Raw genomic sequence first — 24740 nt, forward strand, 5'->3', positions numbered from 1 at the left:
AGACCGTGCTGCAGATCTACAACACGCTGAGCAAGACCAAAGAAGTCTTCACGCCGCTGGTCGGCAACCAGGTGCGCATGTACGTGTGCGGCATGACCGTGTACGACTACTGCCATCTGGGCCACGGCCGCAGCATGGTGGCGTTCGACGTGATCACCCGCTGGTTGCGCCACCGTGGCTACGACCTGACGTACGTGCGCAACATCACCGATATCGATGACAAGATCATCAATCGCGCCAACGAGAACGGCGAGCCGTTCGATGTGCTGACCGAGCGCATGATCGCGGCGATGCACGAGGACGAGGCCCGGCTGAACATCCTCAAGCCGGACCAGGAGCCGCGCGCCACCGATCACATCGCCGGCATGCACGCGATGATCCAGACCCTGATCGACAAGGGCTATGCCTACGCGCCGGGCAACGGTGACGTGTACTACCGGGTCGGCAAGTTCGCTGGCTACGGCAAGTTGTCGCGGCGGCGGGTCGAGGACCTGCGCATCGGTGCGCGGATCGAGCCGGGCGAAGCGAAGGAGGATCCGCTCGATTTCGTGCTCTGGAAGGGCGCCAAGCCGGGCGAGCCGAGCTGGTCGTCGCCCTGGGGCGAGGGGCGCCCGGGCTGGCACATCGAATGCTCGGTGATGTCCACCTGCTGCCTGGGCGATTCCTTCGACATCCATGGCGGTGGCAACGACCTGGAGTTCCCTCACCACGAGAACGAGATCGCCCAGAGCGAGGCCGCGACCGGCAAGCCCTACGCCAAGTCCTGGCTGCACTGCGGGATGATTACCATCAACGGCGAGAAGATGTCCAAGTCGCTGGGCAATTTCTTCACCATCCGCGAAGTGCTGGAGAAATATCACCCCGAAGTGGTGCGTTACCTGCTGATCGCCAGCCATTACCGCAGTCCGATCAACTACTCGGAGGAGAACCTGCGCGAGGCCAAGGCGGCCCTGGACCGTTTCTACAACGCGCTCAAGGGGCTGCCCGAGGCGGCGCCGGCGGAAGCGGCGGAGTATGTCGAGCGCTTCGCCGCGGCGATGGACGACGACTTCAATACCGCGGGTGCCTGCTCGGTGCTGTTCGAGCTGGCGCGGGAGGTCAATCGTCTGCGCGAAAGCGACCTGTCGGCGGCGGCCGCGCTGGCCGCGCGCCTGAAGCAGTTGGCTGGCCTGCTGGGGGTGCTGCAGCTGGAGCCGGAAGTCTTCCTGCAGGCGGGCGCCGAGGGCAAGGTCGATGCGGCCGAGGTCGAGGCGTTGATCCAGGCGCGCCTGGAGGCGCGGGCGGCGAAGAACTGGGCGGAGTCCGACCGGATTCGCGACCAGCTCACCGCCATGGGCGTGGTGCTGGAGGATGGCAAGGGCGGCACTACCTGGCGCCTGGCCGACTGAACCCGCAGCGATAAATGAAAAGCCCCGCGTTCGCGGGGCTTTTCATTACCGGCGACCTCAGTCGTGCAGGTGTTCGGCGGCGTGCAGGGTATTTTCCAGCAGGCAGGCGCGGGTCATCGGCCCGACGCCGCCCGGCACCGGGGTGATCCAGCTGGCGCGTTGCGCCGCCACCTCGTATTCCACGTCGCCGACCAGGCGGCCGTCGGCCTGGCGGTTGATGCCGACGTCGATGACGATGGCGCCTTCCTTGATCCACTCGCCCTTGACCAGTCCCGGCTTGCCGGCAGCGACCACCACCAGGTCGGCGCGCGACACATGGTCGGCCAGGTCGCGGGTGAAGCGGTGGGTCACGGTGACGGTGCAGCCACCCAGCAGCAACTCCAGAGCCATGGGCCGGCCGACGATGTTCGAGGCGCCGACCACGACCGCGTCCATGCCGTACAGGTCGGCGCCGGTGCTGGCGAGCAGGGTCATGATGCCTTTCGGGGTGCAGGGGCGCAGCAGGGGCATGCGCTGGGCCAGACGGCCGATGTTGTAGGGATGGAAACCGTCCACGTCCTTGTCCGGGTGGATACGCTCCAGCAGCAGGGAGGCGTCCAGGTGGGCGGGCAGGGGTAGCTGGACCAGGATGCCGTCGATGGCGGGATCGTCGTTCAGGCGGTCGATCAGGGCCAGCAGGTCGTCCTGGCTGGTTTCGGCGGGAAGATCGTAGGCCTGGGAGAGAAAGCCGACTTCCTCGCAGTCCTTGCGCTTGTGCGCCACATAGACCTGAGAGGCCGGATCGGTGCCGACCAGGATCACCGCCAGGCCGGGAACGCGCAGGCCTTGCTGGCGGCGCTCGGTCACGCGTTGGGCTATCTGCTGGCGAAGGTTGGCGGCGATCGCTTTGCCGTCGATCAGTTGTGCGGTCATGTCGGAAGGGTAACCATCGAATCGGGTGGAAAAAGGACGCGCATTTTCGCATGGACGCCGCCCGGGGCAAAGGAGGCGACCCGCGGATTTGCCGTAACTCCTTTATATAGCTGAATTTTTTTAAAAAACCCGTTGACGGCCTTTCGCCCCCTGTATAACATGCGCCCCGCTTGCCGAGCACAGCCGGACGCAGGGTAAGAGGTAATGCAAGTCGGTTGCTGACTTTGTGATTGCCAGAGCTTAAAGTTTGCGCTCAGCATTGAATGCAGATGAATAAAGCGCCCGTAGCTCAGCTGGATAGAGCATCCGCCTTCTAAGCGGATGGTCGCAGGTTCGAGTCCTGCCGGGTGCGCCATTCGGCGAATCGGCAAGAAGCAGGCGATGTTTTACCGCAAGTCGTAATATGGTGGGCGTAGCTCAGTTGGTAGAGCACAGGATTGTGGCTCCTGGTGTCGTGGGTTCGATTCCCATCGTCCACCCCATATTCCGAAGCGCCAGGCCCGAGGCCTGGCGTTTTCATTTCCAAGCAGTGTCCCGCGGACGTGGTGGAATTGGTAGACACACTGGATTTAGGTTCCAGCGCCGCAAGGCGTGAGAGTTCGAGTCTCTCCGTCCGCACCACCTTCAGGCTCGGCTTGTCCGGCCGCTGCGGTTGAAGCCGGAACGTCCGGCACGATTCACGATATGGTGGGCGTAGCTCAGTTGGTAGAGCACAGGATTGTGGCTCCTGGTGTCGTGGGTTCGATTCCCATCGTCCACCCCATATTTCGAAGCGCCAGGCCTTGTGCCTGGCGTTTTCGTTTGCGCTTCACGATCTCTTCTCCGCTTGTCTTTCCGGCACCCAGCCCGCCCTCATGGGGCGACGGCAGGTTGAACTTGTTCCAGCTCCGGCGCTCTTAAGCGAGCCCGTCGTTCCTGGCGGGTCCGTATATGCAGTCTGGGTGAAGCGACATGTCGATGAAATGGACCGAGCAGCGCTTGCGCAAGGCTCTCAAGCAGATGGCGAACAATCATGAATCGGCTGCGGTCGAGGTCATGCGCGCCGTCGAGCGGGCGAACGATCCGAAGCTGGCGCAGCGCCTGCTCGAGGTGATCGAGCAGATGCACCAGGATGCCGATGCGCTGCGCTCCATCGACGACGAAATCGCCAGCGGCGTGATCCGTTGCCAATGAGGCCGTAGACGCTCCGCAGTTCAGGACTTCCCGGCGGAAGTCGGCGCATCCGGCCGGTTCGCCAGTTTCGGGCGCAAGGTCGCGCCCTGGGCTGTGTTCCGGCGAACGGTATAAGGTTGGCGGCCGCGGAAGGCGAAGGCGGTGAACATGTTCGTATTCTCTCTCGGTGCGTTTCAGAAACGGTGTTTCACCTGGGCGCCCAGGCCGATGCTGTCATGCCACTCTTCGGCGACAGCGGCGGAGCAGAGGCTGGCGAGCGTGCCGGCGAGGCACAGGGAGGGGTTTCTCATGGGGACTCCTTCCGTTGCGGCCAGGGACGTGCCTTGGTGTCTTGCTGGGCGAAGCGGTAGCCGAGCGTGTTCAGACCGTCGAAGTCGCGACTGAAGGTGTCTCCCAGGCCCTGGCCGCTGCCGGCCAGGACGGCGTGTGCGCTGTCGATGGGTTGCAGGATGAACTCGCCGGAGCGGGTTCCTCCGGCTTGCCCGCGCACCAGCAGGAAGCCGTCTTCGATCCTGATGCTCAGGCCGTTCAGGTAGCTGTGCCGGCCCGTGCTGGCGACGCGGTAGGTGCCGACGGCTTCGGTCCAGGCCTGGGGCAGGGGTGTCGGCTCGATGCGCTCGCCGAGGTAGGCGGCCTGGCCGTGGCGGCGGGACACCAGGATTCGGCGTTGGCCGTAGCTGACCACGTCCAGTTGCAACTGTCCGGCGCTGTCCACGCCGACGGGCCAGAATCCCAGCAGTCTTTTTCTCATCTGCAGCCAGCCCGAGGTGTCGCGCAACAGTTCCACGCGTTGTTCGCCGAAATCTGCGTACAGGCGACCCCTGCGCTCGTACAGGCGAACCTGGCCTTGGCGGGTTGCGTAGCGACCGTATAGCTGTCGCCGGTCCTCCCGGCTCGGCACCTTCAGTGCGGGCGCGCGCGCGGGGGTGGGCTGTACGGCGGGGCGACGAGCGCCCTGCCTGACCTGCAGCATGAGCGATGCCGCTTGCCGGGCCAGGGAGGCGGTGAGCGAACCGCTGTCATCGGCGTTGCTCATGACAATGGCGGCGAGGCGCTGTTCCGGCAGCAGAACCAGGTGGGCGCTGAATCCTGGGGTGGCGCTGGCGTACTCATAGTGACGGATGCCCCCTTCCAGCGGCGCGGAGCCGCACGGGCTGAGGAACCAGGCCAGGCCCACCTGGCAGTCGAAGTCCAGGGCATTGCCGGCGTTCTGCTGGCGGAACATCTCCTCGACGGAGTGTTTCCTGAGAAGCTGGCGCTCCTTGTGGCGCCCGTTGGCGAACAGCATGCGGACGAAGCGGCTGAGGTCGACCGGGCTGCTCCACAGATCGTTGACCGGGAGGTCGCTGGCGGAGCCGGGGCGACCGCCGCCGCTGTAGCCGTGGGCGCGTTGCGCCTGGGGCAGGGCGTTCCTGGCGAAGCTGGAGCGGGTCATCTGCAAAGGCTCCAGCAGGTGCTCGCGCATGTGCTGCTCGAAGTGCTTTCCGGTGTTGCGCTCGATGGCCGCGCCGACCAGTTCGTAGCCAAGGTTGGAATAGGCGACCTGGGTTCCCGGCGGATTGCTCAGCCAGACACCGGATACTTTCGCCGGCAGTTGGCCGAGTGAGTTCGGGCGTTCGCCGAACAGGGGCGGCAGGTGTTCGCCAGGAAGGCCGGACTGATGGCTGAGCAGCCGGCGGAAAGTGATCGCGCGATCCGCCTCGCTCTGGTCGGCATGGAAGCGTGAGCGTACGTAGAACTCGCGCAAGGTGTCCTGGAGCGGAGCGTCGAGAGAGAGTTGGCCGCGTTCGGCCAGTTGCAGGGTCGCGCTGGCGATCAGTAGCTTGGACAGGTCGCCGGCGTGGAATGCGGTGTGCTCGCTGGCGTTGATCCTGTGCTGTCGGTCGGCATAGCCGAAACCGCGGGCCCAGACCAGTTGCTGGTCGTCGACCAATGCCAGGGCCAGGCCGGGCACGTCCTGCCTTTCCATTTCCCGGCGGATGTGGCGTTGCAGATAGTCGATGACCTCGCCGTAGTTGCCCACGGCGGCGCTCGGCGCTGGCGGGGCGGGTGGCAGGCCGTGGCAGCCGCTGGTGCCGAGCAGGCAGCCGAGAAGGGGAAGGTGCATGGCGCGAAACATGGAATACCTGGCGGAAAGGCGAGGTGTCCCATGCTAGGGCGGGCCTGGCTGGCAATCCTTACGGCTTTGTCAGCAATCTGTGAAAGATTGTTAAGCCTCCGCTGTCAACGGGGTCGCTCCCAGGTCAGGCGGAAGGAGGCGCCTCCCTGCGGCGTTTCCAGCGCTTCCGCATAGCCGCCATGCCATTGCGCGACCCGGCGGACGATCGCCAGGCCCAGGCCGAAGCCGCCGGTGCTGCGATCGCGGCTGTCGTCCAGGCGCGAAAAGGGTTCGAAGATCTTCTGCCGGGCGTCCGCCGGTATCCCGGGGCCGTCGTCGTTGACCCGTATCTGACAGATGTCGCCTTGATCGAGGAGGGCGATTTCGACGCGCGAGTGTGCGTGGCGGATGGCGTTGCGCAGCAGGTTGATCACGGCGCGCGCCATGAAGCGAGGCTCGATGCGGATCTGTTCGACCTGGCAGGCGCTGATCTCGCAGGTGACTCCGGCGGCTTCGGCTTCCAGGGCGACGTCGGCGACGACGCTATCCAGCCAGCTCGCGGCGTCGACGATTTCCCGGTGGCTCCCGACGTTGCCGTGCTCCAGGCGGGCGTAGGTCAGCAGTTCGGAGACCATTTCCTCCAGTTCGCCGAGGTCGGCGCGCATGTCCTCTATCAGGTCGTGGCGTACTTCGGCGTCGACCTGCTTGTTCAATTGCTCGAGTTCGAAGGACAGGCGGGAGATCGGCGTGCGCAATTCGTGGGATACCGCGTTGGTCAGTTCGCGCTGGTTGCTGATCAGGCTTTCGATGCGGTCGGCCATCTGGTTGAAGTGCTGGGCCAGGGTGCGGATATCGGAGCGTCGGAAAATGCGCGTGCGCGATGACAGGTCGCCATCGCCGAAGCGTTGCGCGGCCAGGCGCAGGGTCTCGAGGTCGCGCCAGTGCGGGCGGACCCATACCAGCAGGGCGATGCCGACCAGCACGCCGAGCAGGATGTAGGCCAGCACGGTGAACAGTGGGGTCAGCGAGGGTTCCGGCGGCAGCTTGATGTCGAGCAGCTGCGGACCCGCGTCGATGCGGCTGATGAATTCCGTAAAGTCCTCGCGTACCACCAGCAGGTTCTTGTCGAGGAGGGCCTGCTCTTCCTGCGTCAGCTTCGCCTGCCTGGCATCCGTCAGGCTCAGCTCGAGCCCGTAGTGGGGACGCCAGTCTTCGAGCTGTCGCTGGCGTCCGGCCTGGTCCAGCGGGGCCAGCTTTTCCACCAGCGAATAGGCCTGGCCGCGAACGGCGTCGCGGTGATAGTTCTCGACGATGCTGTCGTAGAACGCGTCGATGACATGGTCGACCACGAAGATCGCGGCAGCGAACCCCAGGGCCAGCAGCAGGTAGAGGCGCAGGAACAGGCGCAGCATTCAGAGTTCCCAGCCCAGCGGGTTGAACAGGTAGCCCTTGCCCCAGACGGTCTTGATCCGGACCGGCTCGCGCGGATTGTCCTTCAGTTTATTGCGCAGCTTGCTGATGCAGACGTCGACGCTGCGGTTCAGGCCGTCGAAGCCGATGCCGCGGATCTGGTTGAGGATCTCGTCGCGGGAAAGTATTTCCCCTGCCTGGTTGGCCAGCAGCCAGAGCAGCTCGAACTCCATCGTGGTCAGTTCTATGCCGCGGCCTTCGAGTTCCGCTTCGCGCCGCCGTCGGTCGATGTTCAGCTTGCCGAATGTCAGGCTTTCCGGGGAGGCGGGAAGGGGCGCGTGCCGGCGCATCAGGGCGCGCAGGCGGGCGAGCAGCACCGGTGGCTCGATCGGCTTGATCACGTAGTCGTCGGCGCCGGACTCCAGGCCGAGGATGTGATCAAGATCGTCCTCCTGGGCGGTGAGTATGAGGATCGGCAGGTTCGCGACCCGGCGGATCTCCCGGCACACCTGCAGACCATTCTGTCCGGGGAGCATGAGGTCGAGAACCACCACTTGCGGCTTGAAGTCGAGGAAAGCGGCGAACGCGGCATCACCGCGATGCACCTGGCGCACTTCGAAACCATGCTGGGAAAGGAAGCTGGCAATCAGGCGGGCGAGCTTCTGGTCGTCTTCGACGAGCAATACCTTGCTGAGGGTAGGGCAGTCCATAGGGTTTCATCGGTCGGAGCGGAATAGGCTGGCATTATATGCACCCGCTTCCGGCGAAGCTCCAGCGACTCGTTCGAGACCGGGCTGCGATCGGCGGAAGCGGCCGGAAACACCCCGGGGATCCGCCTGCACCCTGGCGGGGTGACTTCTGCTTTTCCCTCTACTAGAATGCATGCCCTTGATTCTGGGAGCCGGAAGGACCGGCTTACGTCTGTGCAACGAGGAATATCCATGCAAGTTTCTGTTGAAAGCACTTCCGCTCTTGAGCGCCGCATGACCGTTGGTGTGCCTGCCGAGCGTATCGAGACCGAAGTCAACAAGCGTCTGCAGCAGACCGCCCGTCGTGCCAAGATTCCAGGTTTCCGCCCCGGCAAGGTGCCGATGAGTGTCATTCGTCAGCGCTACGAAGCTTCCGCGCGCCAGGAAGCCATGGGCGATCTGATCCAGGAAACCTTCTACGAAGCCGTGGTCGAGCAGAAGCTGAATCCGGCCGGTTCGCCGTCGGTAGAGCCCAAATCCTTCGAGAAAGGCAAGGACCTGGAATACATCGCAACCTTCGAAGTCTTCCCGGAATTTACCGTTTCCGGCCTGGAAGACATCAAGGTCGAGCGCCTGCAGGCCGAAGTTTCCGATGCTGATGTCGACAACATGCTCGATGTCCTGCGCAAGCAGAACACCCGTTTCGAAGTGGTCGAGCGTGCCGCCCAGAACGATGACCAGTTGAACATCGACTTCGTCGGCAAGATCGACGGCGAAGCCTTCGCCGGCGGTTCCGCCAAGGGCACCCTGCTGGTGCTGGGCTCCGGTCGCATGATCGCCGGCTTCGAAGAAGGGCTGGTGGGGGCGAAGGCCGGTGAAGAGCGCGTGCTCAACCTGACCTTCCCCGAGGACTACCAGAACCTGGACCTGGCCAACAAGGCTGCCGAGTTCACCGTTACCGTAAATAGCGTTGCCGAGCCCAAGCTGCCGGAACTGAACGAAGAGTTCTTCGCTCTGTTCGGCGTGAAGGAAACCGGTCTCGATGGCTTCCGCGCCGAAGTGCAGAAGAACATGGAGCGCGAGTTGCGCCAGGCGATCAAGTCCAAGGTCAAGAACCAGGTCATGGAAGGTCTGCTGCAGGCCAACCCGATCGAAGTGCCCAAGGCCCTGATCGGCAACGAAGTGAACCGTCTGCGCGTGCAGGCCGTCCAGCAGTTCGGTGGCAACATCAAGCCTGACCAACTGCCGGCCGAGCTGTTCGAAGAGCAGGCCAAGCGCCGTGTGGTGCTGGGCCTGATCGTCGCCGAAGTGGTCAAGCAGCACGAGCTGAAGGCCGACGAAGGTCGCGTTCGCGAAATGATCGAGGAAATGGCCTCGGCCTACCAGGAGCCCGAGCAGGTCGTCGCCTGGTACTTCAAGAACGAGCCCCAGCTGAACGAAGTCCGTTCTGTTGTACTGGAAGAACAAGTCGTAGATACTGTCCTGCAAAAGGCCACTGTGACCGATAAGCAGGTATCCTACGAAGAAGCGGTCAAGCCGGCCGAAGCTCCGCAAGCGGCCTGATTCGTTCCTCTCGTTCGAATCCCACAAGCCAGCCTTAGTGCTGGCTTGTGCGTCTTTGAGGCTTCACTATCTGTTAGGGAGTGATCGCAAGACATGTCTCGCAACTCTTTTATTCCGCACGTTCCCGATATCCAGGCCGCCGGTGGCCTGGTGCCCATGGTGGTGGAGCAGTCCGCCCGCGGCGAGCGCGCCTACGACATCTATTCGCGCCTGCTGAAGGAGCGGATCATCTTCCTGGTCGGCCAGGTCGAGGACTACATGGCCAACCTGGTGGTTGCCCAGTTGCTGTTCCTGGAGGCTGAAAATCCCGAGAAGGACATTCATCTCTACATCAACTCGCCGGGTGGCTCGGTGACTGCCGGGATGTCCATCTACGACACCATGCAGTTCATCAAGCCCAACGTCTCGACCACCTGTATCGGTCAGGCGTGCAGCATGGGTGCCCTGCTGCTTGCGGGCGGTGCCGCCGGCAAGCGCTACTGCCTGCCGCATTCGCGGATGATGATCCACCAGCCGCTGGGCGGTTTCCAGGGCCAGGCCTCGGATATCGAGATCCATGCCAAGGAAATCCTCTTCATCAAGGAGCGTCTGAACCAGATCCTGGCGCACCACACCGGCCAGCCCCTGGACGTCATTGCCCGCGATACCGATCGTGACCGCTTCATGAGCGGTGACGAAGCCGTCAAGTATGGCCTGATCGACAAGGTCATGACCCAGCGCGACCTGGCCGTCTAAGGCTCCGCAATACTGGCGGTCGAGACATTCGGCCGCCTCGTGGGCTTGAAAATGCCCACAATTGCCTTCATCTTGTGTTTGAAGCTACCCATTGGATCGATCGAATGACTGATACCCGCAACGGCGAGGACAACGGCAAGCTGCTGTATTGCTCCTTCTGCGGCAAGAGCCAGCACGAAGTGCGCAAGTTGATTGCCGGCCCCTCGGTCTTTATCTGCGACGAGTGTGTCGACCTGTGCAATGACATCATCCGCGAGGAGGTGCAGGAAGCGCAGGCGGAAAGTAGTGGGCACAAACTTCCGGCGCCGAAAGAGATCCGCACCATCCTCGATCAGTACGTGATCGGGCAGGAGCGGGCCAAGAAGGTTCTGGCGGTAGCGGTATACAACCACTACAAGCGCCTCAACCAGCGTGACAAGAAGGACGATATCGAGCTCGGCAAGAGCAACATTCTGATGATCGGCCCAACCGGCTCGGGCAAGACCCTGCTGGCCGAGACCCTCGCACGTCTGCTGAACGTGCCGTTCACCATCGCCGATGCGACCACGCTGACGGAAGCGGGCTACGTGGGCGAGGATGTCGAGAACATCATCCAGAAACTCTTGCAGAAGTGCGATTACGATGTGGAGAAGGCCCAGATGGGCATCGTCTACATCGACGAGATCGACAAGATTTCCCGGAAATCTGACAACCCCTCCATCACTCGCGACGTCTCCGGCGAGGGTGTGCAGCAGGCCCTGCTGAAGCTCATCGAGGGTACCGTTGCCTCGGTACCGCCGCAGGGCGGTCGCAAGCATCCGCAGCAGGAGTTCCTGCAGGTCGATACGCGCAACATCCTGTTCATCTGCGGCGGCGCTTTCGCCGGTCTGGAGCGGGTCATCCAGAACCGTTCCGCGCGCGGCGGCATCGGTTTCAATGCCGAAGTGCGCAGTCAGGAGATGGGCAAGAAGGTCGGCGAGGCGTTCAAGGAAGTCGAGCCGGAAGATCTCGTCAAGTTCGGTCTTATTCCCGAGTTTGTAGGGCGTTTGCCGGTGATCGCGACTCTTGATGAACTCGATGAGGCTGCGCTCATGCAGATCCTGACCGAGCCGAAGAACGCTCTCACCAAGCAGTACGCCAAGCTGTTCGAGATGGAAGGCGTCGACCTCGAATTCCGTCCGGACGCACTCAAGGCGGTTGCCCGCAAGGCGCTCGAACGCAAGACCGGTGCACGTGGCTTGCGTTCAATTCTCGAAGGTATCCTTCTCGATACCATGTACGAGATTCCCTCCCAGCAGGATGTCAGCAAGGTGGTCATCGATGAGAGTGTCATCGATGGCTCGTCGCAACCCCTGATGATCTACGAGAACAGCGAAAAGCCAGCCAAGGCTGCGCCTGAGGCATGAAAGAGCAGGGGCCTTCGGGCCCCTTTTCTTTTCCGACTGGCACGCTTGTTTTTTCCCGGGCCTAACCCCATCTTAGGCTGAAAGGTCTTCCTATCTGTTTCGTGGCCAAGTGCCGCTGTAGAGCCGACATTATGAAAACACTCGTCGAATTGCCCTTGCTGCCGCTACGTGACGTGGTGGTGTACCCGCACATGGTCATCCCGTTGTTCGTCGGTCGGGAAAAGTCCATCGAGGCCCTGGAGGCAGCGATGACCGGCGACAAGCAAATCCTCCTGCTGGCGCAGAAAAACCCCGCGGACGACGATCCGGGCGAAGATGGCCTGTACCGCATGGGTACGGTCGCCACCGTGCTGCAGTTGCTCAAGCTGCCGGATGGCACCGTCAAGGTGCTGGTCGAAGGCGAGCAGCGCGGCCAGGTCGAGCGCTTCATCGAGGAAGAAGGGCACATTCGTGCCGCGGTCCAGGCCATCGATGACGCCAATGTCGGCGAGCGCGAGGCCGAGGTCTTCACTCGCAGCCTGCTGAGCCAGTTCGAGCAATACGTCCAGTTGGGCAAGAAAGTCCCCGCCGAGGTGCTTTCTTCGCTGAACAGCATCGACGAGCCGAGCAGGCTGGTCGATACCATGGCCGCGCACATGGCGCTGAAGATCGAGCAGAAGCAGGACATCCTGGAGATCACCGACCTGTCGTCGCGGGTCGAGCATGTCCTGGCGCTGCTGGATGCCGAGATCGACCTGCTGCAGGTGGAAAAGCGTATCCGCGGCCGGGTCAAGAAGCAGATGGAGCGCAGCCAGCGCGAGTACTACCTGAATGAGCAGATGAAGGCCATTCAGAAGGAACTCGGTGATATCGACGAAGGGCACAACGAAGTCGAGGAGCTGAAGAAGCGCATCGACGCCGCCGGCCTGACCAAGGAGGCGCACACCAAGGCCACTGCCGAGCTGAACAAGCTCAAGCAGATGTCGCCGATGTCGGCGGAAGCCACCGTGGTGCGTTCCTACATAGACTGGCTGCTGAACGTGCCGTGGAAGGCCGAGAGCAAGGTGCGCCATGATCTCGCCAAGGCGGAAGACATCCTCGATGCCGACCATTACGGCCTGGAAGAGGTCAAGGAGCGCATTCTCGAGTATCTCGCCGTGCAAAAGCGGGTGAAGAAGCTCAAGGGCCCGGTCCTTTGCCTGGTGGGGCCGCCCGGCGTGGGCAAGACCTCCCTGGCCGAATCCATCGCTCGCGCCACCAATCGCAAGTTCGTGCGCATGGCGCTCGGCGGCGTGCGTGACGAGGCCGAGATCCGCGGTCACCGTCGTACCTATATCGGCTCTATGCCGGGCCGCCTGATCCAGAAGATGACCAAGGTCGGCGTGCGCAACCCGCTGTTCCTCCTCGACGAAATCGACAAGATGGGCAGCGACATGCGCGGGGATCCCGCCTCGGCGCTGCTCGAGGTGCTCGACCCGGAGCAGAACCACAACTTCAACGATCACTACCTGGAGGTCGACTACGACCTGTCCGACGTGATGTTCCTCTGCACCGCGAACTCGATGAACATCCCGGCGCCCCTGCTGGATCGGATGGAAGTCATCCGCCTGCCGGGCTACACCGAGGACGAGAAGGTCAACATCGCCTCCAAGTACCTGATTCCGAAGCAGGTCCAGGCCAACGGCCTGAAGAAGGGCGAGCTGACCTTCGAGGAAGGCGCCCTGCGCGACATCATTCGCTACTACACCCGCGAAGCCGGGGTGCGCAGCCTCGAGCGGCAGATCGCCAAGGTCTGCCGCAAGGCGGTGAAGGAGCATGCCAAGCTCAAGCGTATCCAGGCGGTGGTGTCCAGCGAGACGCTGGAGAACTACCTCGGCGTGCGCAAGTTCCGTTATGGCCTCGCCGAACAGCAGGACCAGATCGGCCAGGTGACCGGGCTGGCCTGGACCCAGGTCGGCGGCGAGCTGCTCACCATCGAGGCGGCCGTGGTACCCGGCAAGGGCCAGTTGACCAAGACCGGATCGCTGGGCGACGTGATGGCGGAATCGATCACCGCGGCGTTGACCGTGGTGCGCAGCCGCGCCCAGAGCCTAGGAATCGCGGCGGACTTCCACGAGAAGCGCGACATCCATATCCACGTTCCGGAAGGCGCTACGCCGAAGGATGGCCCGAGCGCAGGCATCGGCATGTGCACGGCGCTGGTTTCGGCGATCACGCAGATCCCGGTGCGCGCCGACGTGGCAATGACCGGGGAGATCACCCTGCGTGGGCAGGTGCTGGCGATCGGCGGGCTGAAAGAAAAACTTTTGGCGGCGCACCGCGGCGGGATCAAGACGGTGATCATTCCCGAGGAAAATGTTCGCGACCTGAAGGAAATTCCGGACAATATTAAGAGTGATCTGGTTATTAAACCGGTTAAATGGATTGACGAAGTCCTGCAAATTGCGCTGCAATACGCCCCGGAGCCCTTGCCCGATGCGGCTCCGGAGATGGTTGCAAAGGATGAAAAACGCGAGCCTGATTCCAAGGAGCGAATTAGCACGCATTAGTCGGTAGGTATTCTTGACACTGTTTTTGGGCCCTTGTTATAAAGCGGCACTTGCTGAGTCAGTTGGCCTACCAGCGCAGAATTTCCTTACACCTAACACATAGAAACATACTCAACAGAAATAAGGGGACTTAGAGTGAACAAGTCGGAACTGATCGATGCAATTGCCGCATCTGCTGATATCCCGAAAGCTGTTGCCGGTCGCGCACTGGACGCAGTGATCGAGTCCGTCACTGGCGCCCTGAAGGCTGGTGACTCCGTCGTGCTGGTTGGTTTCGGCACCTTCGCTGTCAAAGAGCGCGCTGCTCGCACCGGTCGCAACCCGCAAACTGGCAAGCCGATCAAGATCGCCGCTGCCAAGATCCCGGGTTTCAAAGCCGGTAAAGCCCTGAAGGATGCTGTCAACTAAGCGTCTTTTGGGACTCGTTCTACCCAGGTCGGCCAAGGCTGGCCTGGCTGCGGAGCGGTAGTTCAGTCGGTTAGAATACCGGCCTGTCACGCCGGGGGTCGCGGGTTCGAGTCCCGTCCGCTCCGCCAGTTACGAGAAGGCGCATCCTCGGATGCGCCTTTCTTATATCCGCATCTCTTACCCACGCCGCGCCGCCCAAGACGGCTGGTCGTGGCAGTTTTTGGGGGCTGCATGCTGCAGAACATCAGGGATAATTCCCAGGGCTGGATCGCCAAGACCATCATTGGCGTGATCATCGTTCTCCTGTCGCTGACCGGCTTCGACGCGATCATCCGGGCCACCGACCACTCCAACGTGGCCGCCAAGGTCAACGGCGACGATATCAGTCTCAATGAAGTCCAACAGGCCGTGGACATGCAGCGTCGCCAGCTGCTGCAACGCCTGGGCAAGGATTTCGATCCATCCATGCTGGATGACAAGCTGCTCAAGGAAGCGGCCCTGAAGGGGCTGATCGAGCGTACCCTGCTGCTCCAGGCCGCCAAGGACGACAAGTTCGCCTTCTCCGACCAGGCGCTGGACCAGTTGATCCTGCAAACTCCCGAGTTCCAGGTCGACGGCAAGTTCAACGCGGATCGCTTCGACCAGGTCATCCGCCAGATGAACTACAACCGCATGCAGTTCCGCCAGATGCTCGGCCAGGAAATGCTCATCGGCCAGCTTCGCGCCGGCCTGGCGGGCACCGGTTTCGTCACCGACAACGAATTGCAGTCCTTCGCTCGCCTCGAGAAGCAGACCCGCGACTTCGCCACCCTGGCGATCAAGGCCGACGCGTCCAAGAGCAGCGTGAGCGAGGACGAGGTGAAGGCCTTCTACGAAGGCCACAAGAGCGAGTTCATGACTCCCGAGCAGGTGGTCGTCGAATACGTGGAACTGAAGAAGTCCTCCTTCTTCGACCAGGTCAAGGTGAAGCAGGAAGACCTCGAGGCGTTGTACCAGAAGGAAATCGCCAACCTCTCCGAGCAGCGCGATGCCGCCCACATCCTGATCGAGGTGAACGACAAGGTCGGCGACGAGCAGGCCAAGGCGAAGATCGACGAGATCAAGGCTCGCCTGGCCAAGGGCGAGGATTTCGCCGCGCTGGCCAAGGAGTTCTCCCAGGATATCGGCTCGGCCGCCACCGGCGGCGACCTGGGCTACGCCGGCCGCGGCGTGTACGACCCCGCGTTCGAGGAGGCGCTGTATGCGCTGAAGCAAGGTGAGGTATCCGCCCCGGTGAAGACTCCGTACGGCTACCACCTGATCAAGCTGCTGGGCGTGCAGGCACCGGAAGTACCGAGCCTGGAAAGCCTCAAGCCGAAGCTCGAGGACGAACTGAAGAAACAGATGGTCGAGCAGCGCTTCGTCGAGGCTACCAAGGACTTGGAAAGCTCCGCCTACGAAGCCGCCGACCTGAGCCAGCCGGCGCAGGAAATGGGCCTGAAGGTCCAGACCAGCCAGCCGTTCGGACGTTCGGGGGGCGACGGCATCGCTGCCAACCGCCAGATCGTGCAGACCGCGTTCAGCCCCGAGGTGCTGGAAGAAGCGGCCAACAGTGGCGCCATCGAGCTGGATCCGGACACCGTGGTGGTGCTGCGGGTCAAGGAACACAACAAGCCGAAGGAGCAACCGCTGGAGCAGGTCGCGGCGAACATCCGCGAGCGCCTGGCCGCCGAAAAGGCCGCCGAGGAGGCGCAGAAGCGTGGCGAGGCCCTGATTGCAGAGCTGCGTGAAGGCCGTACCTCTTCCGCAGCGGGTGAGTCGTGGAAAGTGGTCGAGGCGGCCTCCCGCGGCCAGGAAGGCGTCGATCCGAAACTGCTCCAGGCGGTGTTCCGCATGCAGCGTCCGGAGGCCAAGGACAAGCCTTCGCTCTCTGGCGTGACCCTGGCCAATGGCGATTACGTGGTGATCCGCCTGAATGGCGTCAGCGAGCCGGAGGAGGCTATCTCCGACGACGAGAAGGCCATGTACCGCCGCTTCCTGGCTTCGCGCAGCGGACAGGCAGACTTCGCCGCCTTCCGCCGTCAGTTGCAGGACAAGGCGGAAGTCGAGAAATACTGAGACCGAGATGCAGAGAAAAGGCCGCTTACGCGGCCTTTTCTTTATTCCGCCCATGAAAAAGGCCGCTCGAAGCGGCCATTTTTCATGGGCGGGGTGATCAGTCGTCGTCCAGCGGGCCCATGGCGGTAGTGTTGAAGCCGCCATCGACGTAGAGGATCTCGCCGCTGATACCGCTGGCCAGGTCCGAACAGAGGAAGGCGCCGGCATTGCCGACTTCCTCGATGGTGACGTTGCGCCGCAGCGGCGTCTGCCGCTCGTTGGCGGCCAGCATCTTGCGGAAGCTCTTGATTCCGGAGGCGGCGAGCGTTCGGATCGGCCCGGCGGAAACCGCATTGACCCGGGTGCCTTCCGCGCCCAGGCTGCCGGCCAGGTAGCGGACCCCGGCCTCCAGGCTGGCCTTGGCCATGCCCATTACGTTGTAGTTCGGCATGGTCCGTTCGGCGCCCAGGTAGGAGAGGGTCAGCAGGCTGCCGTTGCGGCCCTTCATCATTTCCCGTCCGGCCTTGGCCAGGGCGATGAAGCTGTAGGCGCTGATGTCGTGGGCGATGCGGAAGCCCTCGCGGGTGGTCACCGCGGTGAAGTCGCCGTCGAGCTGATCGCCTGGAGCGAATCCGACGGAGTGGACGATGATGTCCAGGCCGTCCCAGTGCTTGCCCAGGGCGGCGAACACCGCTTCGATCTGGCTGTCGTCGGCCACGTCACAGGGGAAGCACAGCTCCGGCCGCGAGCCCCAGCCACTGGCGAACTCCTCCACCCGGCCCCTGAGCTTGTCGTTCTGGTAGGTGAAGGCCAGTTCGGCGCCTTCCCGGTGCATGGCGGCGGCGATGCCGGAAGCGATGGAGAGCTTGCTGGCGACTCCGACGATCAGGGCGCGTTTTCCTGTGAGAAATCCCATGGTCCGTTCCTTGTCTGCTACTCAGTTTTCCGCGCTTGCCGGGGCCATGAAGGCGGCCTCCAGCAATTGCTGCGTATAGGGATGTTGCGGCGAGGCGAAAACCGCTTCGGCGCTGCCCTGTTCCACTACCTTGCCATGTCGAACCACCATCAGCTGGTGGCTGAGCGCCTTGACTACCGCCAGGTCGTGGCTGATGAACAGGTAGGTGAGGTTGTACTTGCCCTGCAGTTGCCGCAGCAATTCCACGACCTGGCGCTGCACGGTGCGGTCGAGCGCCGAGGTCGGTTCGTCGAGCAGGATCAGTGCCGGTTTCAGCACCAGTGCCCGGGCGATGGCGATGCGCTGGCGCTGGCCGCCGGAGAATTCGTGGGGGTAACGGTAGCGGGTCTGCGGATCGAGCCCGACCTCCACCAGCGCGTCGATGATCGCCTGCTCCTGTTCGGCCTCGCTGCCGATCCTATGGATGCGCAGGCCTTCGCCGACGATCTCGCCGACACACATACGTGGGCTGAGGCTGCCATACGGGTCCTGGAACACCACCTGCATCTCGCGGCGCAGCGGGCGCACGTCATGTTGCGCGAGACCGTCCAGCCGGGTGCCTTCGAAGCGGATGCCGCCCTGGCTTTCCAGCAGCCGCAGGATTGCCAGGCCAAGGGTCGACTTGCCCGAGCCGCTTTCGCCAACGATGCCCAGCGTCTGCCCGCGGGGTAGTTCGAAATTGACCCCGTCGACCGCCTTGACGTGGTCCACGGTGCGGCGGAACACGCCTTTGCGGATCGGGAACCAGACCCGCAGGTCGTCCACCGCCAACAGGGTTTCACCGGGCGGGTTGCTTGCCGGCGCACCGCTGGGCTCGGCGTTGAGCAGCTCGCGGGTATAGGGGTGTCGCGGGGCTGCGAAGAGTTCCTGGCAGGAAGCCTGCTCGACGATCCGCCCTTGTTGCATGACGCAGACGCGGTGGGCGATGCGCCGGACCAGGTTGAGGTCGTGGGTGATCAGCAGCAGGGACATGCCCAGGCGTGCCTGCAGGTCCTTGAGCAGATCGAGGATCTTCAACTGGACGGTGACGTCGAGCGCGGTGGTCGGTTCGTCGGCGATCAGCAGTTGCGGCTCGCAGGCCAGGGCCATGGCGATCATCACCCGCTGCCGCTGGCCGCCGGAGAGTTCGTGTGGATAGGCTTTCAGGCGCTTGGCTGGCTCGGGGATGCCGACCAGCTCGAGCAGTTCGAGAATTCTCGCGCTGGCCTTGGCGCCACCCAGGCCCTTGTGCAGGGCGAGGACCTCGGCGAGCTGCTTCTCGATGGTATGCAGCGGATTGAGCGAGGTCATGGGTTCCTGGAAGACCATGGCGATGCGGTTGCCGCGGATCCCGCGCAGGCGCCGTTCCGGGAGCTTGAGCAGATCCTCGCCCTGGTAGTGGATGCTGCCTGCTGGGTGGCTGGCGACGGAGTAGGGCAGCAGGCGCAGGATCGAGTGGGCGGTCACCGACTTGCCCGAGCCGCTTTCGCCGACCAGGGCCAGGGTCTCGCCCTGGCGGATGTCGAAGCTGACGCCTTCGACCACCCGCTGGCGTTGCTCGCCGGAGAGGAATTCGACGGCGAGGTCGCGGATTTCCAGAATGTTCTCGCTCATCTCATTTCCTCGGGTCGAAAGCGTCGCGGGCGGCTTCGCCGATGAACACCAGCAGGCTCAGCATGACCGCCAGCACCACGAAGGCGGAAATGCCCAGCCAGGGTGCCTGGAGGTTGGACTTGCCCTGGGCGACCAACTCGCCCAGCGACGGCGCGCCGGGCGGCAGGCCGAAGCCGAGGAAGTCCAGGGAGGTGAGGGTGCCGATGGCGCCGGTGAGGATGAACGGCATGAAGGTCAGGGTCGAGATCATCGCGTTCGGCAGGATGTGACGGAACATGATGGCGCTGTTGCGCATGCCGAGGGCCCGGGCGGCGCGGACGTATTCCAGGTTGCGCCCGCGGAGGAACTCGGCGCGGACCACGTCCACCAGGCTCATCCAGGAAAACAGCAGCATGATGCCCAGCAGCCACCAGAAGTTCGGCTGGACGAAGCTGGCCAGGATGATCAGCAGGTAGAGCACCGGCAGCCCCGACCAGACTTCCAGGAAACGCTGGCCGAGCAGGTCGACCCAGCCGCCGTAGTAGCCTTGCAGGGCGCCGACGGTGACGCCGATCAGAGAACTGAGCACGGTCAGGGTCAGGGCGAAGAGGATCGACACGCGGAAGCCGTAGATCACCCGGGCGAGCACGTCGCGGGCCTGGTCGTCGGTGCCCAGCCAGTTTTCCGCCGACGGCGGGGCGGGGGCGGGAACCTTCAGCTCGTAGTTGATGGTGTCGTAGCTGTAGGGGATCGGCGGCCAAAGCACCCAGCCGTCCTTCTCGGCGATCAGTTGGCTGATGTAGGGGCTCTTGTAGTTGGCTTCCAGGGGGAATTCGCCGCCGAAGGTGGTTTCCGGGTAGCGTTTGAAGACCGGGAAATACCAGCCGCCGTCGTAATGCACGACCAGCGGTTTGTCGTTGGCGATCAGTTCGGCGCCGAGGCTGCCGACGAACAGGATGAGGAACAGCCAGAGCGACCACCAGCCACGCTTGTTGCTCTTGAAGCGGGCCCAGCGGCGCTGGTTGATGGGAGACAGGCGCATCGGATTACTCCCGGTTCTCGAAGTCGATGCGCGGATCGACCAGGGTGTAGACGATATCGCTGATCAGCTTCATGACCAGCCCGAACAGGGTGAAGATGAACAGCGTGCCGAAGACCACCGGGTAGTCGCGGTTCATCGCCGCTTCGAAGCTGAGCAGGCCGAGGCCGTCGAGGGAGAAGATCACCTCGATCAACAGCGAACCGGTGAAGAAGATCCCCAGCAGCGCAGCCGGCAGGCCGGCAATCACCAGCAGCATGGCGTTGCGGAATACGTGCCCGTAGAGCACGCGGCGTTCGGTCAGGCCCTTGGCGCGGGCGGTGACCACGTATTGCTTGCCGATCTCGTCGAGGAAGCTGTTCTTGGTCAGCAGCGTGATGGTGGCGAAGTTGCCGATCACCAGGGCGGTTACCGGCAAGGCCAGGTGCCAGAAATAGTCGAGTACCTTGCCGCCGAGGCTGAGCTGGTCGAAGTTGTTCGAGGTCAGGCCGCGCAGGGGGAACCAGTCCCAGTAGCTGCCGCCGGCGAACAGCACCACCAGCAGGATGGCGAAGAGGAAGGCGGGAATGGCGTAGCCGACGATGATCGCCGAGCTGGTCCAGATGTCGAAGACGCTGCCGTGGCGGACCGCCTTGGCGATCCCCAGCGGGATCGACACCAGGTACATGATCAGCGTGCTCCAGAGTCCGAGCGAGATCGACACCGGCAATTTCTCGATGATCAGGTCGGTGACCTTGGCGTCGCGGAAGAAACTCTGCCCGAAGTCCAGGTGCAGGTAGTTCTTCAGCATGATCATGAAGCGCTCGGGGGCCGACTTGTCGAAGCCGTACATGCGCTCGATCTCTTTCACCAGCTCCGGGTCCAGGCCTTGCGCGCCGCGGTATTGCGAGCCGGCCACGGCGACTTCGCCGCCGCCGCCGGAGATGCGACCGGTGGCGCCGCCGGAAGCGGCGTCGAAGCCTTCCAGCTTGGCGATCATCTGCTCCACCGGACCGCCGGGAGCGGCCTGGATGATGATGAAGTTGATCAGCAGGATGCCGAACAGGGTAGGGACGATCAGCAGCAGGCGCCGCAGGATATAGGAGAGCATGCGGCGTTACTCCCGTTCCGGCTCGGCGTCTTGCGCGGCTTCGGCTTGCGCCTTGCTCGGCAGCGCCTTGTCGCTGGTCTGCCACCAGGTCATCAGGCCCCAGTCGTAGAGCGGCGTCACCTTCGGCCGGCCGAAACGGTTCCAGTAGGCGACCCGCCAGGTATCGACGTAGTAGTTGGGAACCACGTAGTAGCCCCACGACAGTACTCGGTCGAGGGCGCGGGTATGGTCGATCAGGCTTTGCCGCGAGTCGGACTGGATCAGGCTTTCCACCAGGCTGTCGATGGCCGGGTCCTTGAGGCCGATGAAGTTGCGGCTGCCGGCCTTGTCGGCGCTGCTGGAATGCCAGAACTCTCGCTGTTCGTTGCCTGGCGAGTTGGATTGCGGCCAGGTCGCCGAGGTCATGTCGAAATCCCGCGAGCGCAGGCGGTTGACGAACTGCGAGACGTCGACGCGACGGATCTGCATGTCGATGCCAAGTTCGGCCAGGTTGCGCTTGAACGGCAGGATGACCCGTTCCATGTTGGCCTGGAACAGCATGAACTCGAAGCTCAGTGGCTGGCCGTCGGGACCTACCATGCGGTTGTTCTCGATCCTGTAGCCGGCCTCGGTGAGCAACTGGTAGGCCTTGCGCCGCTGCTCGCGGATCACCCCGCTGCCGTCATTGACCGGATTCTGGAAGACCTGGTCGAAGGCCTCGTCGGGAATCTTGCCGCGCAGCGGTTCGAGGATCTTCAGCTCGGCTTCGCTGGGCAACTGGTGGGCGGCCATCTCCGAGTTCTCGAAATAGCTGTTGGTGCGCTTGTAGGAGCTGAAGAACAGCTGCTTGTTCGACCATTCGAAGTCGAACAGCAGGCTGATCGCCTGGCGTACCCGGCGGTCCTGGAACACCGGGCGGCGGATATTGAAGGCGAAGCCCTGCATCCCCACCGGGTTGTGGTTGTGGATGCTGGCCTTGATGAAGCGCCCGTCGCGCAATGCCGGCGACTCGTAGCCGGTGGCCCAGTCCTTCGCCGAATATTCGAGGTTGACGTCGTACTGGCCGGCCTTGAAGGCTTCCAGGGCGACCGACATGTCGCGATAGGAGTCGATGGTGATGGTGTCGAAGTTATAGAGTCCGCGGGAGACCGGAAGGTCCTTGGCCCACCAGTCCTTGACTCGCTCGTAGCTGATGGAGCGTCCCGGATCGACCTTGGCGATGCGGTAGGGGCCACTGCCTACCGGGATTTCCATGCCGGTCTTGGAAAAGTCGCGGTCGGCCCACCAGTGTTTCGGCAGGATCGCGATCTGGCCGAGGATCAGCGGCAGTTCGCGGTTGCCGGCGTGCTTGAAGTCGAAGCGCACGCGAAGCTTGTCCTCGGCGACCACCTTGTCGACGTCCGCATAGTAGTTGCGGTACATCGGGTCGCCCTTGCTCACCAGCGTCTCGAAGGTGAACACCACGTCTTCGGCGGTGACCGGCGTGCCATCGCTGAAACGGGCCTGGGGACGCAGGTAGAAGCGCACGTAGCTGTTGTCCGGTGCCTTCTCGATCTTCTCCGCGAGCAGGCCGTATTCGGTGAACGGCTCGTCCTGCGACTGGAAGGCCAGGGTGTCGTAGATCAGGCCCAGCGAAGGGGCCGAGACGCCCTTGCCGATGAACGGGTTGAGGCTGTCGAAGCCGCCGAAGTCGGCTTGGCGGAGGATGCCGCCTTTCGGCGCATCCGGATTCACGTAGTCGAAATGCTTGAAATCGGCGGGATACTTCGGAGGCTCATCGTAGAGCGTCAGTGCATGTTTCGGGGCGGCGAGGAGCGGGCCGCAGCAGCCGAGCAGCAGGGCTGCCAGCAGAGGGGTGAAGCGGGGACGGATCATCGGGACGTCTCCAGGTTTTTCTGCCACCACGCGCGCAGGCCCAGGGTGTAGGGCGGGGTGGCGACGAAGGCGAAGCGGTTGCGGTACGCCAGACGGTGCGAATTGAGGTACCAGTTGGGAATGCTGTAGTACTGCCAGAGCAAGGTCCGGTCCAGGGCGCGCGCGGCGGCGACCTGTTCGTCGCGGCTGTGGGCGCCGAGCAGGCGGTTGAGCATGGCGTCGACCACCGGGTTGGCGATGCCCGCGTAATTCTTGCTGCCCTTGACCTTCACCTGGCTGGAGTGGAAGTACTGCCACTGTTCCAGGCCGGGACTGAGGGTCTGCGGCAGGGTCATGAGGATCATGTCGTAGTCGAACTGGTCCAGGCGCTGCTTGTATTGGGCGCGGTCGACGGTGCGCAGGCGCGCGTCGATGCCGATGCTGGCGAGGTTTTCGCGATAGGGCTGGAGAATACGCTCCAGGCTCGGATTGACCAGCAGGATTTCGAAGCGCAGCGGTTCGCCCTTTTTATTCAGCAGTCGGTCGCCGGACAGCTTCCAGCCGGCATCGGCCAGTAGACCGAGTGCATGCCTGAGGGTTTCACGGGGAATGCCGCGCCCCTCGGTGGTCGGCAGGCTGAACGGCTGTTTGAACAACTGCGCCGGCAATTGCTTGCGGTACGGCGACAGGTACAGCCATTCCTGGCCCTCCGGGACGCCGCTGGCGGCGAATTCGCTGTTCGGGTAGTAGCTGCGCGAGCGCAGGTAGGAATTGCTGAAGAGGGCGCGATTGGTCCATTCGAAGTCGAACATCTCGCCCAGCGCCTGGCGTAGCGCGCGCTCCTTGAACACGGCGCGACGGGTGTTCATGAACAACGCCTGGGTCTGGCTGGGGATCTGGTGCGGGATTTCCGTGCGGATCACATCGCCGCGCAGAACCGCGGGGAAGCGATAGTTGTTCAGCCAGTTCTTCGCCTGGTGCTCGATGTAGAAGTCGAACTCGCCGGCCTTGAAGGCTTCGAAGGCGACGCCGTTGTCCCGGTAGAAGTCCACCACGACCCGGTCGAAATTGTATTTGCCGCGGTTCACCGGCAGTTTTTCGCCCCACCAGCCCTTCACGCGTTCGAACACCAGGCGGCGCCCGGGATCGACCTCGACGATGCGATAGGGACCGCTGCCCAGCGGCGCGGTGAAGGTGGTGGCGCGGAAGTCGCGATCCTTCCAGTAATGCTGCGGCAGCACCGGAAGCTCGCCCAGGCGCAGGATCAGCAGCGGGTTGCCGGAGCGCCGCAGGACGAAACGCACCCGGTGGGGGGTGAGGATATCGACCCGCTTCACCTCCTGCAGGTAGGTGCGGTACATCGGGTGCCCCTGCTTGACCAGGGTGCGATAGGAAAAGGCCACGTCGCTGGCGGTGATCGGCCTGCCGTCGTGGAAGCGCGCTTCCGGCCGCAGGTTGAATACCACCCAGCTGCGGTTTTCCGCGTATTCCACGCTCTTCGCGATCAGGCCATAGCTGGAGGCTGGTTCGTCGCCGGACGGGTCGTACAGGCCGGTGCCCACCATCAATGGTTCGTTCAGCTCGTTGACGCCGTACTGGAGGAAATCGCCGGTGCCGATCGGGCTGGTGCCTTTCAGGGTGTAGGGGTTGAGCGTGTCGAAGCTGCCCGAGGCCATCAGGCGCAAGGTGCCGCCTTTGGGGGCGTCGGGATTGGTCCAGTCGAAGTGCTGGAAATTGGCCGGATACTTGAGCGTGCCGAATTGGGCATAACCATGGCTCTGGGTAATCGCGGCGAAGCTGGGCAGGCTCACGGCCAGGCCGAGGATCAGGAAGGAGAGGCGACGCATCAGGCGTGTGTCCGGGTCCTTGGCTATTTTTGACAACGA

Annotated in this window: 18 protein-coding genes and 5 tRNA genes; 13 read left to right on the top strand and 10 right to left on the bottom strand. The window is 63.2% G+C overall.

Going from position 1 to position 24740, the window contains the following annotated elements; translation table 11 throughout:
• Positions 1 to 5 precede the first annotated feature (5 nt).
• Positions 6 to 1388: a cysteine--tRNA ligase gene (gene cysS / locus FOC67_RS09540; RefSeq protein WP_009314627.1), complete on the top strand. Its 1383-nt coding sequence runs from the start codon at positions 6 to 8 to the stop codon at positions 1386 to 1388.
• 57 nt (positions 1389 to 1445) lie between these two features.
• Here cysS and folD read toward each other — a convergent pair whose 3' ends face one another.
• Positions 1446 to 2300: a bifunctional methylenetetrahydrofolate dehydrogenase/methenyltetrahydrofolate cyclohydrolase FolD gene (gene folD / locus FOC67_RS09545; protein WP_003087898.1), complete on the bottom strand. Its 855-nt coding sequence runs from the start codon at positions 2298 to 2300 to the stop codon at positions 1446 to 1448.
• A gap of 278 nt (positions 2301 to 2578) precedes the next feature.
• Between folD and FOC67_RS09550 the strand changes: the two genes are divergently transcribed.
• From FOC67_RS09550 to FOC67_RS09570, 5 genes are all read left to right on the top strand, one after another.
• Positions 2579 to 2655: transfer RNA gene (locus tag FOC67_RS09550), tRNA-Arg, on the top strand.
• Positions 2656 to 2706: 51 nt separating this feature from the next.
• Positions 2707 to 2782, top strand: a tRNA-His gene (locus FOC67_RS09555).
• 54 nt (positions 2783 to 2836) lie between these two features.
• Positions 2837 to 2921 (top strand) — tRNA-Leu (locus FOC67_RS09560).
• 66 nt (positions 2922 to 2987) lie between these two features.
• A tRNA-His gene (locus FOC67_RS09565) sits at positions 2988 to 3063 on the top strand.
• A 188-nt stretch (positions 3064 to 3251) separates the two neighbouring features.
• Positions 3252 to 3473, top strand: a complete 222-nt coding sequence (locus FOC67_RS09570; RefSeq protein WP_003087901.1) for a hypothetical protein — start codon at positions 3252 to 3254, stop codon at positions 3471 to 3473.
• 286 nt (positions 3474 to 3759) lie between these two features.
• On the opposite strand, the gene FOC67_RS09575 is transcribed toward FOC67_RS09570, so the two are convergent.
• The 3 genes from FOC67_RS09575 to parR form a co-directional block, all read right to left on the bottom strand.
• On the bottom strand, positions 3760 to 5592 hold the full coding sequence (locus FOC67_RS09575) for a serine hydrolase (RefSeq protein ID WP_009314625.1): 1833 nt from the start codon (positions 5590 to 5592) through the stop codon (positions 3760 to 3762).
• A 104-nt stretch (positions 5593 to 5696) separates the two neighbouring features.
• Entirely contained in the window at positions 5697 to 6983 is a 1287-nt protein-coding gene (gene parS / locus FOC67_RS09580) for a sensor histidine kinase ParS (RefSeq protein WP_009314624.1), read from the bottom strand.
• Entirely contained in the window at positions 6984 to 7691 is a 708-nt protein-coding gene (gene parR, locus FOC67_RS09585) for a response regulator transcription factor ParR (protein WP_003087915.1), read from the bottom strand.
• A gap of 231 nt (positions 7692 to 7922) precedes the next feature.
• Here parR and tig point away from each other — a divergent pair, with 231 nt between their 5' ends.
• The 7 genes from tig (at position 7923) to FOC67_RS09620 (ending at position 16386) form a co-directional block, all read left to right on the top strand.
• On the top strand, positions 7923 to 9233 hold the full coding sequence (gene tig, locus FOC67_RS09590; RefSeq protein WP_003087920.1) for a trigger factor: 1311 nt from the start codon (positions 7923 to 7925) through the stop codon (positions 9231 to 9233).
• 93 nt (positions 9234 to 9326) lie between these two features.
• Positions 9327 to 9968 carry an ATP-dependent Clp endopeptidase proteolytic subunit ClpP gene (clpP, locus tag FOC67_RS09595; protein ID WP_003098129.1) on the top strand — a complete coding sequence of 214 codons (642 nt, stop codon included), beginning with the start codon at positions 9327 to 9329 and terminating at the stop codon, positions 9966 to 9968.
• 104 nt (positions 9969 to 10072) lie between these two features.
• Positions 10073 to 11353, top strand: a complete 1281-nt coding sequence (clpX, locus tag FOC67_RS09600) for an ATP-dependent Clp protease ATP-binding subunit ClpX (RefSeq protein ID WP_003087924.1) — start codon at positions 10073 to 10075, stop codon at positions 11351 to 11353.
• Between the two features lie 131 nt (positions 11354 to 11484).
• Positions 11485 to 13881 (top strand): endopeptidase La, encoded by a 2397-nt coding sequence (gene lon, locus FOC67_RS09605; RefSeq protein ID WP_003124759.1) that lies wholly within the window; start codon positions 11485 to 11487, stop codon positions 13879 to 13881.
• A 135-nt stretch (positions 13882 to 14016) separates the two neighbouring features.
• Entirely contained in the window at positions 14017 to 14289 is a 273-nt protein-coding gene (hupB, locus tag FOC67_RS09610) for a nucleoid-associated protein HU-beta (RefSeq protein ID WP_003087931.1), read from the top strand.
• 51 nt (positions 14290 to 14340) lie between these two features.
• Positions 14341 to 14417: transfer RNA gene (locus tag FOC67_RS09615), tRNA-Asp, on the top strand.
• A 103-nt stretch (positions 14418 to 14520) separates the two neighbouring features.
• Entirely contained in the window at positions 14521 to 16386 is a 1866-nt protein-coding gene (locus FOC67_RS09620; RefSeq protein ID WP_009314621.1) for a SurA N-terminal domain-containing protein, read from the top strand.
• Between the two features lie 97 nt (positions 16387 to 16483).
• On the opposite strand, the gene fabI is transcribed toward FOC67_RS09620, so the two are convergent.
• The 6 genes from fabI to FOC67_RS09650 are packed head-to-tail and all read right to left on the bottom strand — an operon-like array spanning position 16484 to position 24701.
• A complete protein-coding gene (gene fabI, locus FOC67_RS09625) occupies positions 16484 to 17281 on the bottom strand; it encodes an enoyl-ACP reductase FabI (RefSeq protein WP_003087936.1) in 798 nt (265 codons plus the stop codon).
• Positions 17282 to 17302: 21 nt separating this feature from the next.
• Entirely contained in the window at positions 17303 to 18913 is a 1611-nt protein-coding gene (locus tag FOC67_RS09630) for an ABC transporter ATP-binding protein (RefSeq protein WP_003087940.1), read from the bottom strand.
• A gap of 1 nt (position 18914) precedes the next feature.
• Positions 18915 to 19934, bottom strand: a complete 1020-nt coding sequence (locus tag FOC67_RS09635) for an ABC transporter permease (protein ID WP_003087942.1) — start codon at positions 19932 to 19934, stop codon at positions 18915 to 18917.
• A 4-nt stretch (positions 19935 to 19938) separates the two neighbouring features.
• Complete coding sequence (locus FOC67_RS09640) at positions 19939 to 21021, bottom strand: microcin C ABC transporter permease YejB (protein WP_003098134.1); 1083 nt, start codon at positions 21019 to 21021, stop codon at positions 19939 to 19941.
• A gap of 6 nt (positions 21022 to 21027) precedes the next feature.
• Positions 21028 to 22875 carry an extracellular solute-binding protein gene (locus FOC67_RS09645; RefSeq protein WP_003087944.1) on the bottom strand — a complete coding sequence of 616 codons (1848 nt, stop codon included), beginning with the start codon at positions 22873 to 22875 and terminating at the stop codon, positions 21028 to 21030.
• The gene (locus tag FOC67_RS09650; protein ID WP_003113590.1) at positions 22872 to 24701 is read right to left on the bottom strand and encodes an extracellular solute-binding protein; all 1830 of its coding nucleotides are present in this window, start codon (positions 24699 to 24701) and stop codon (positions 22872 to 22874) included. The genes FOC67_RS09645 and FOC67_RS09650 overlap by 4 nt, the downstream gene beginning before the upstream one ends.
• Positions 24702 to 24740: the final 39 nt, after the last annotated feature.

The organism is Pseudomonas sp. FDAARGOS_761 (assembly GCF_013343155.1).
Classification (GTDB): Bacteria; Pseudomonadota; Gammaproteobacteria; order Pseudomonadales; family Pseudomonadaceae; genus Pseudomonas; species Pseudomonas aeruginosa.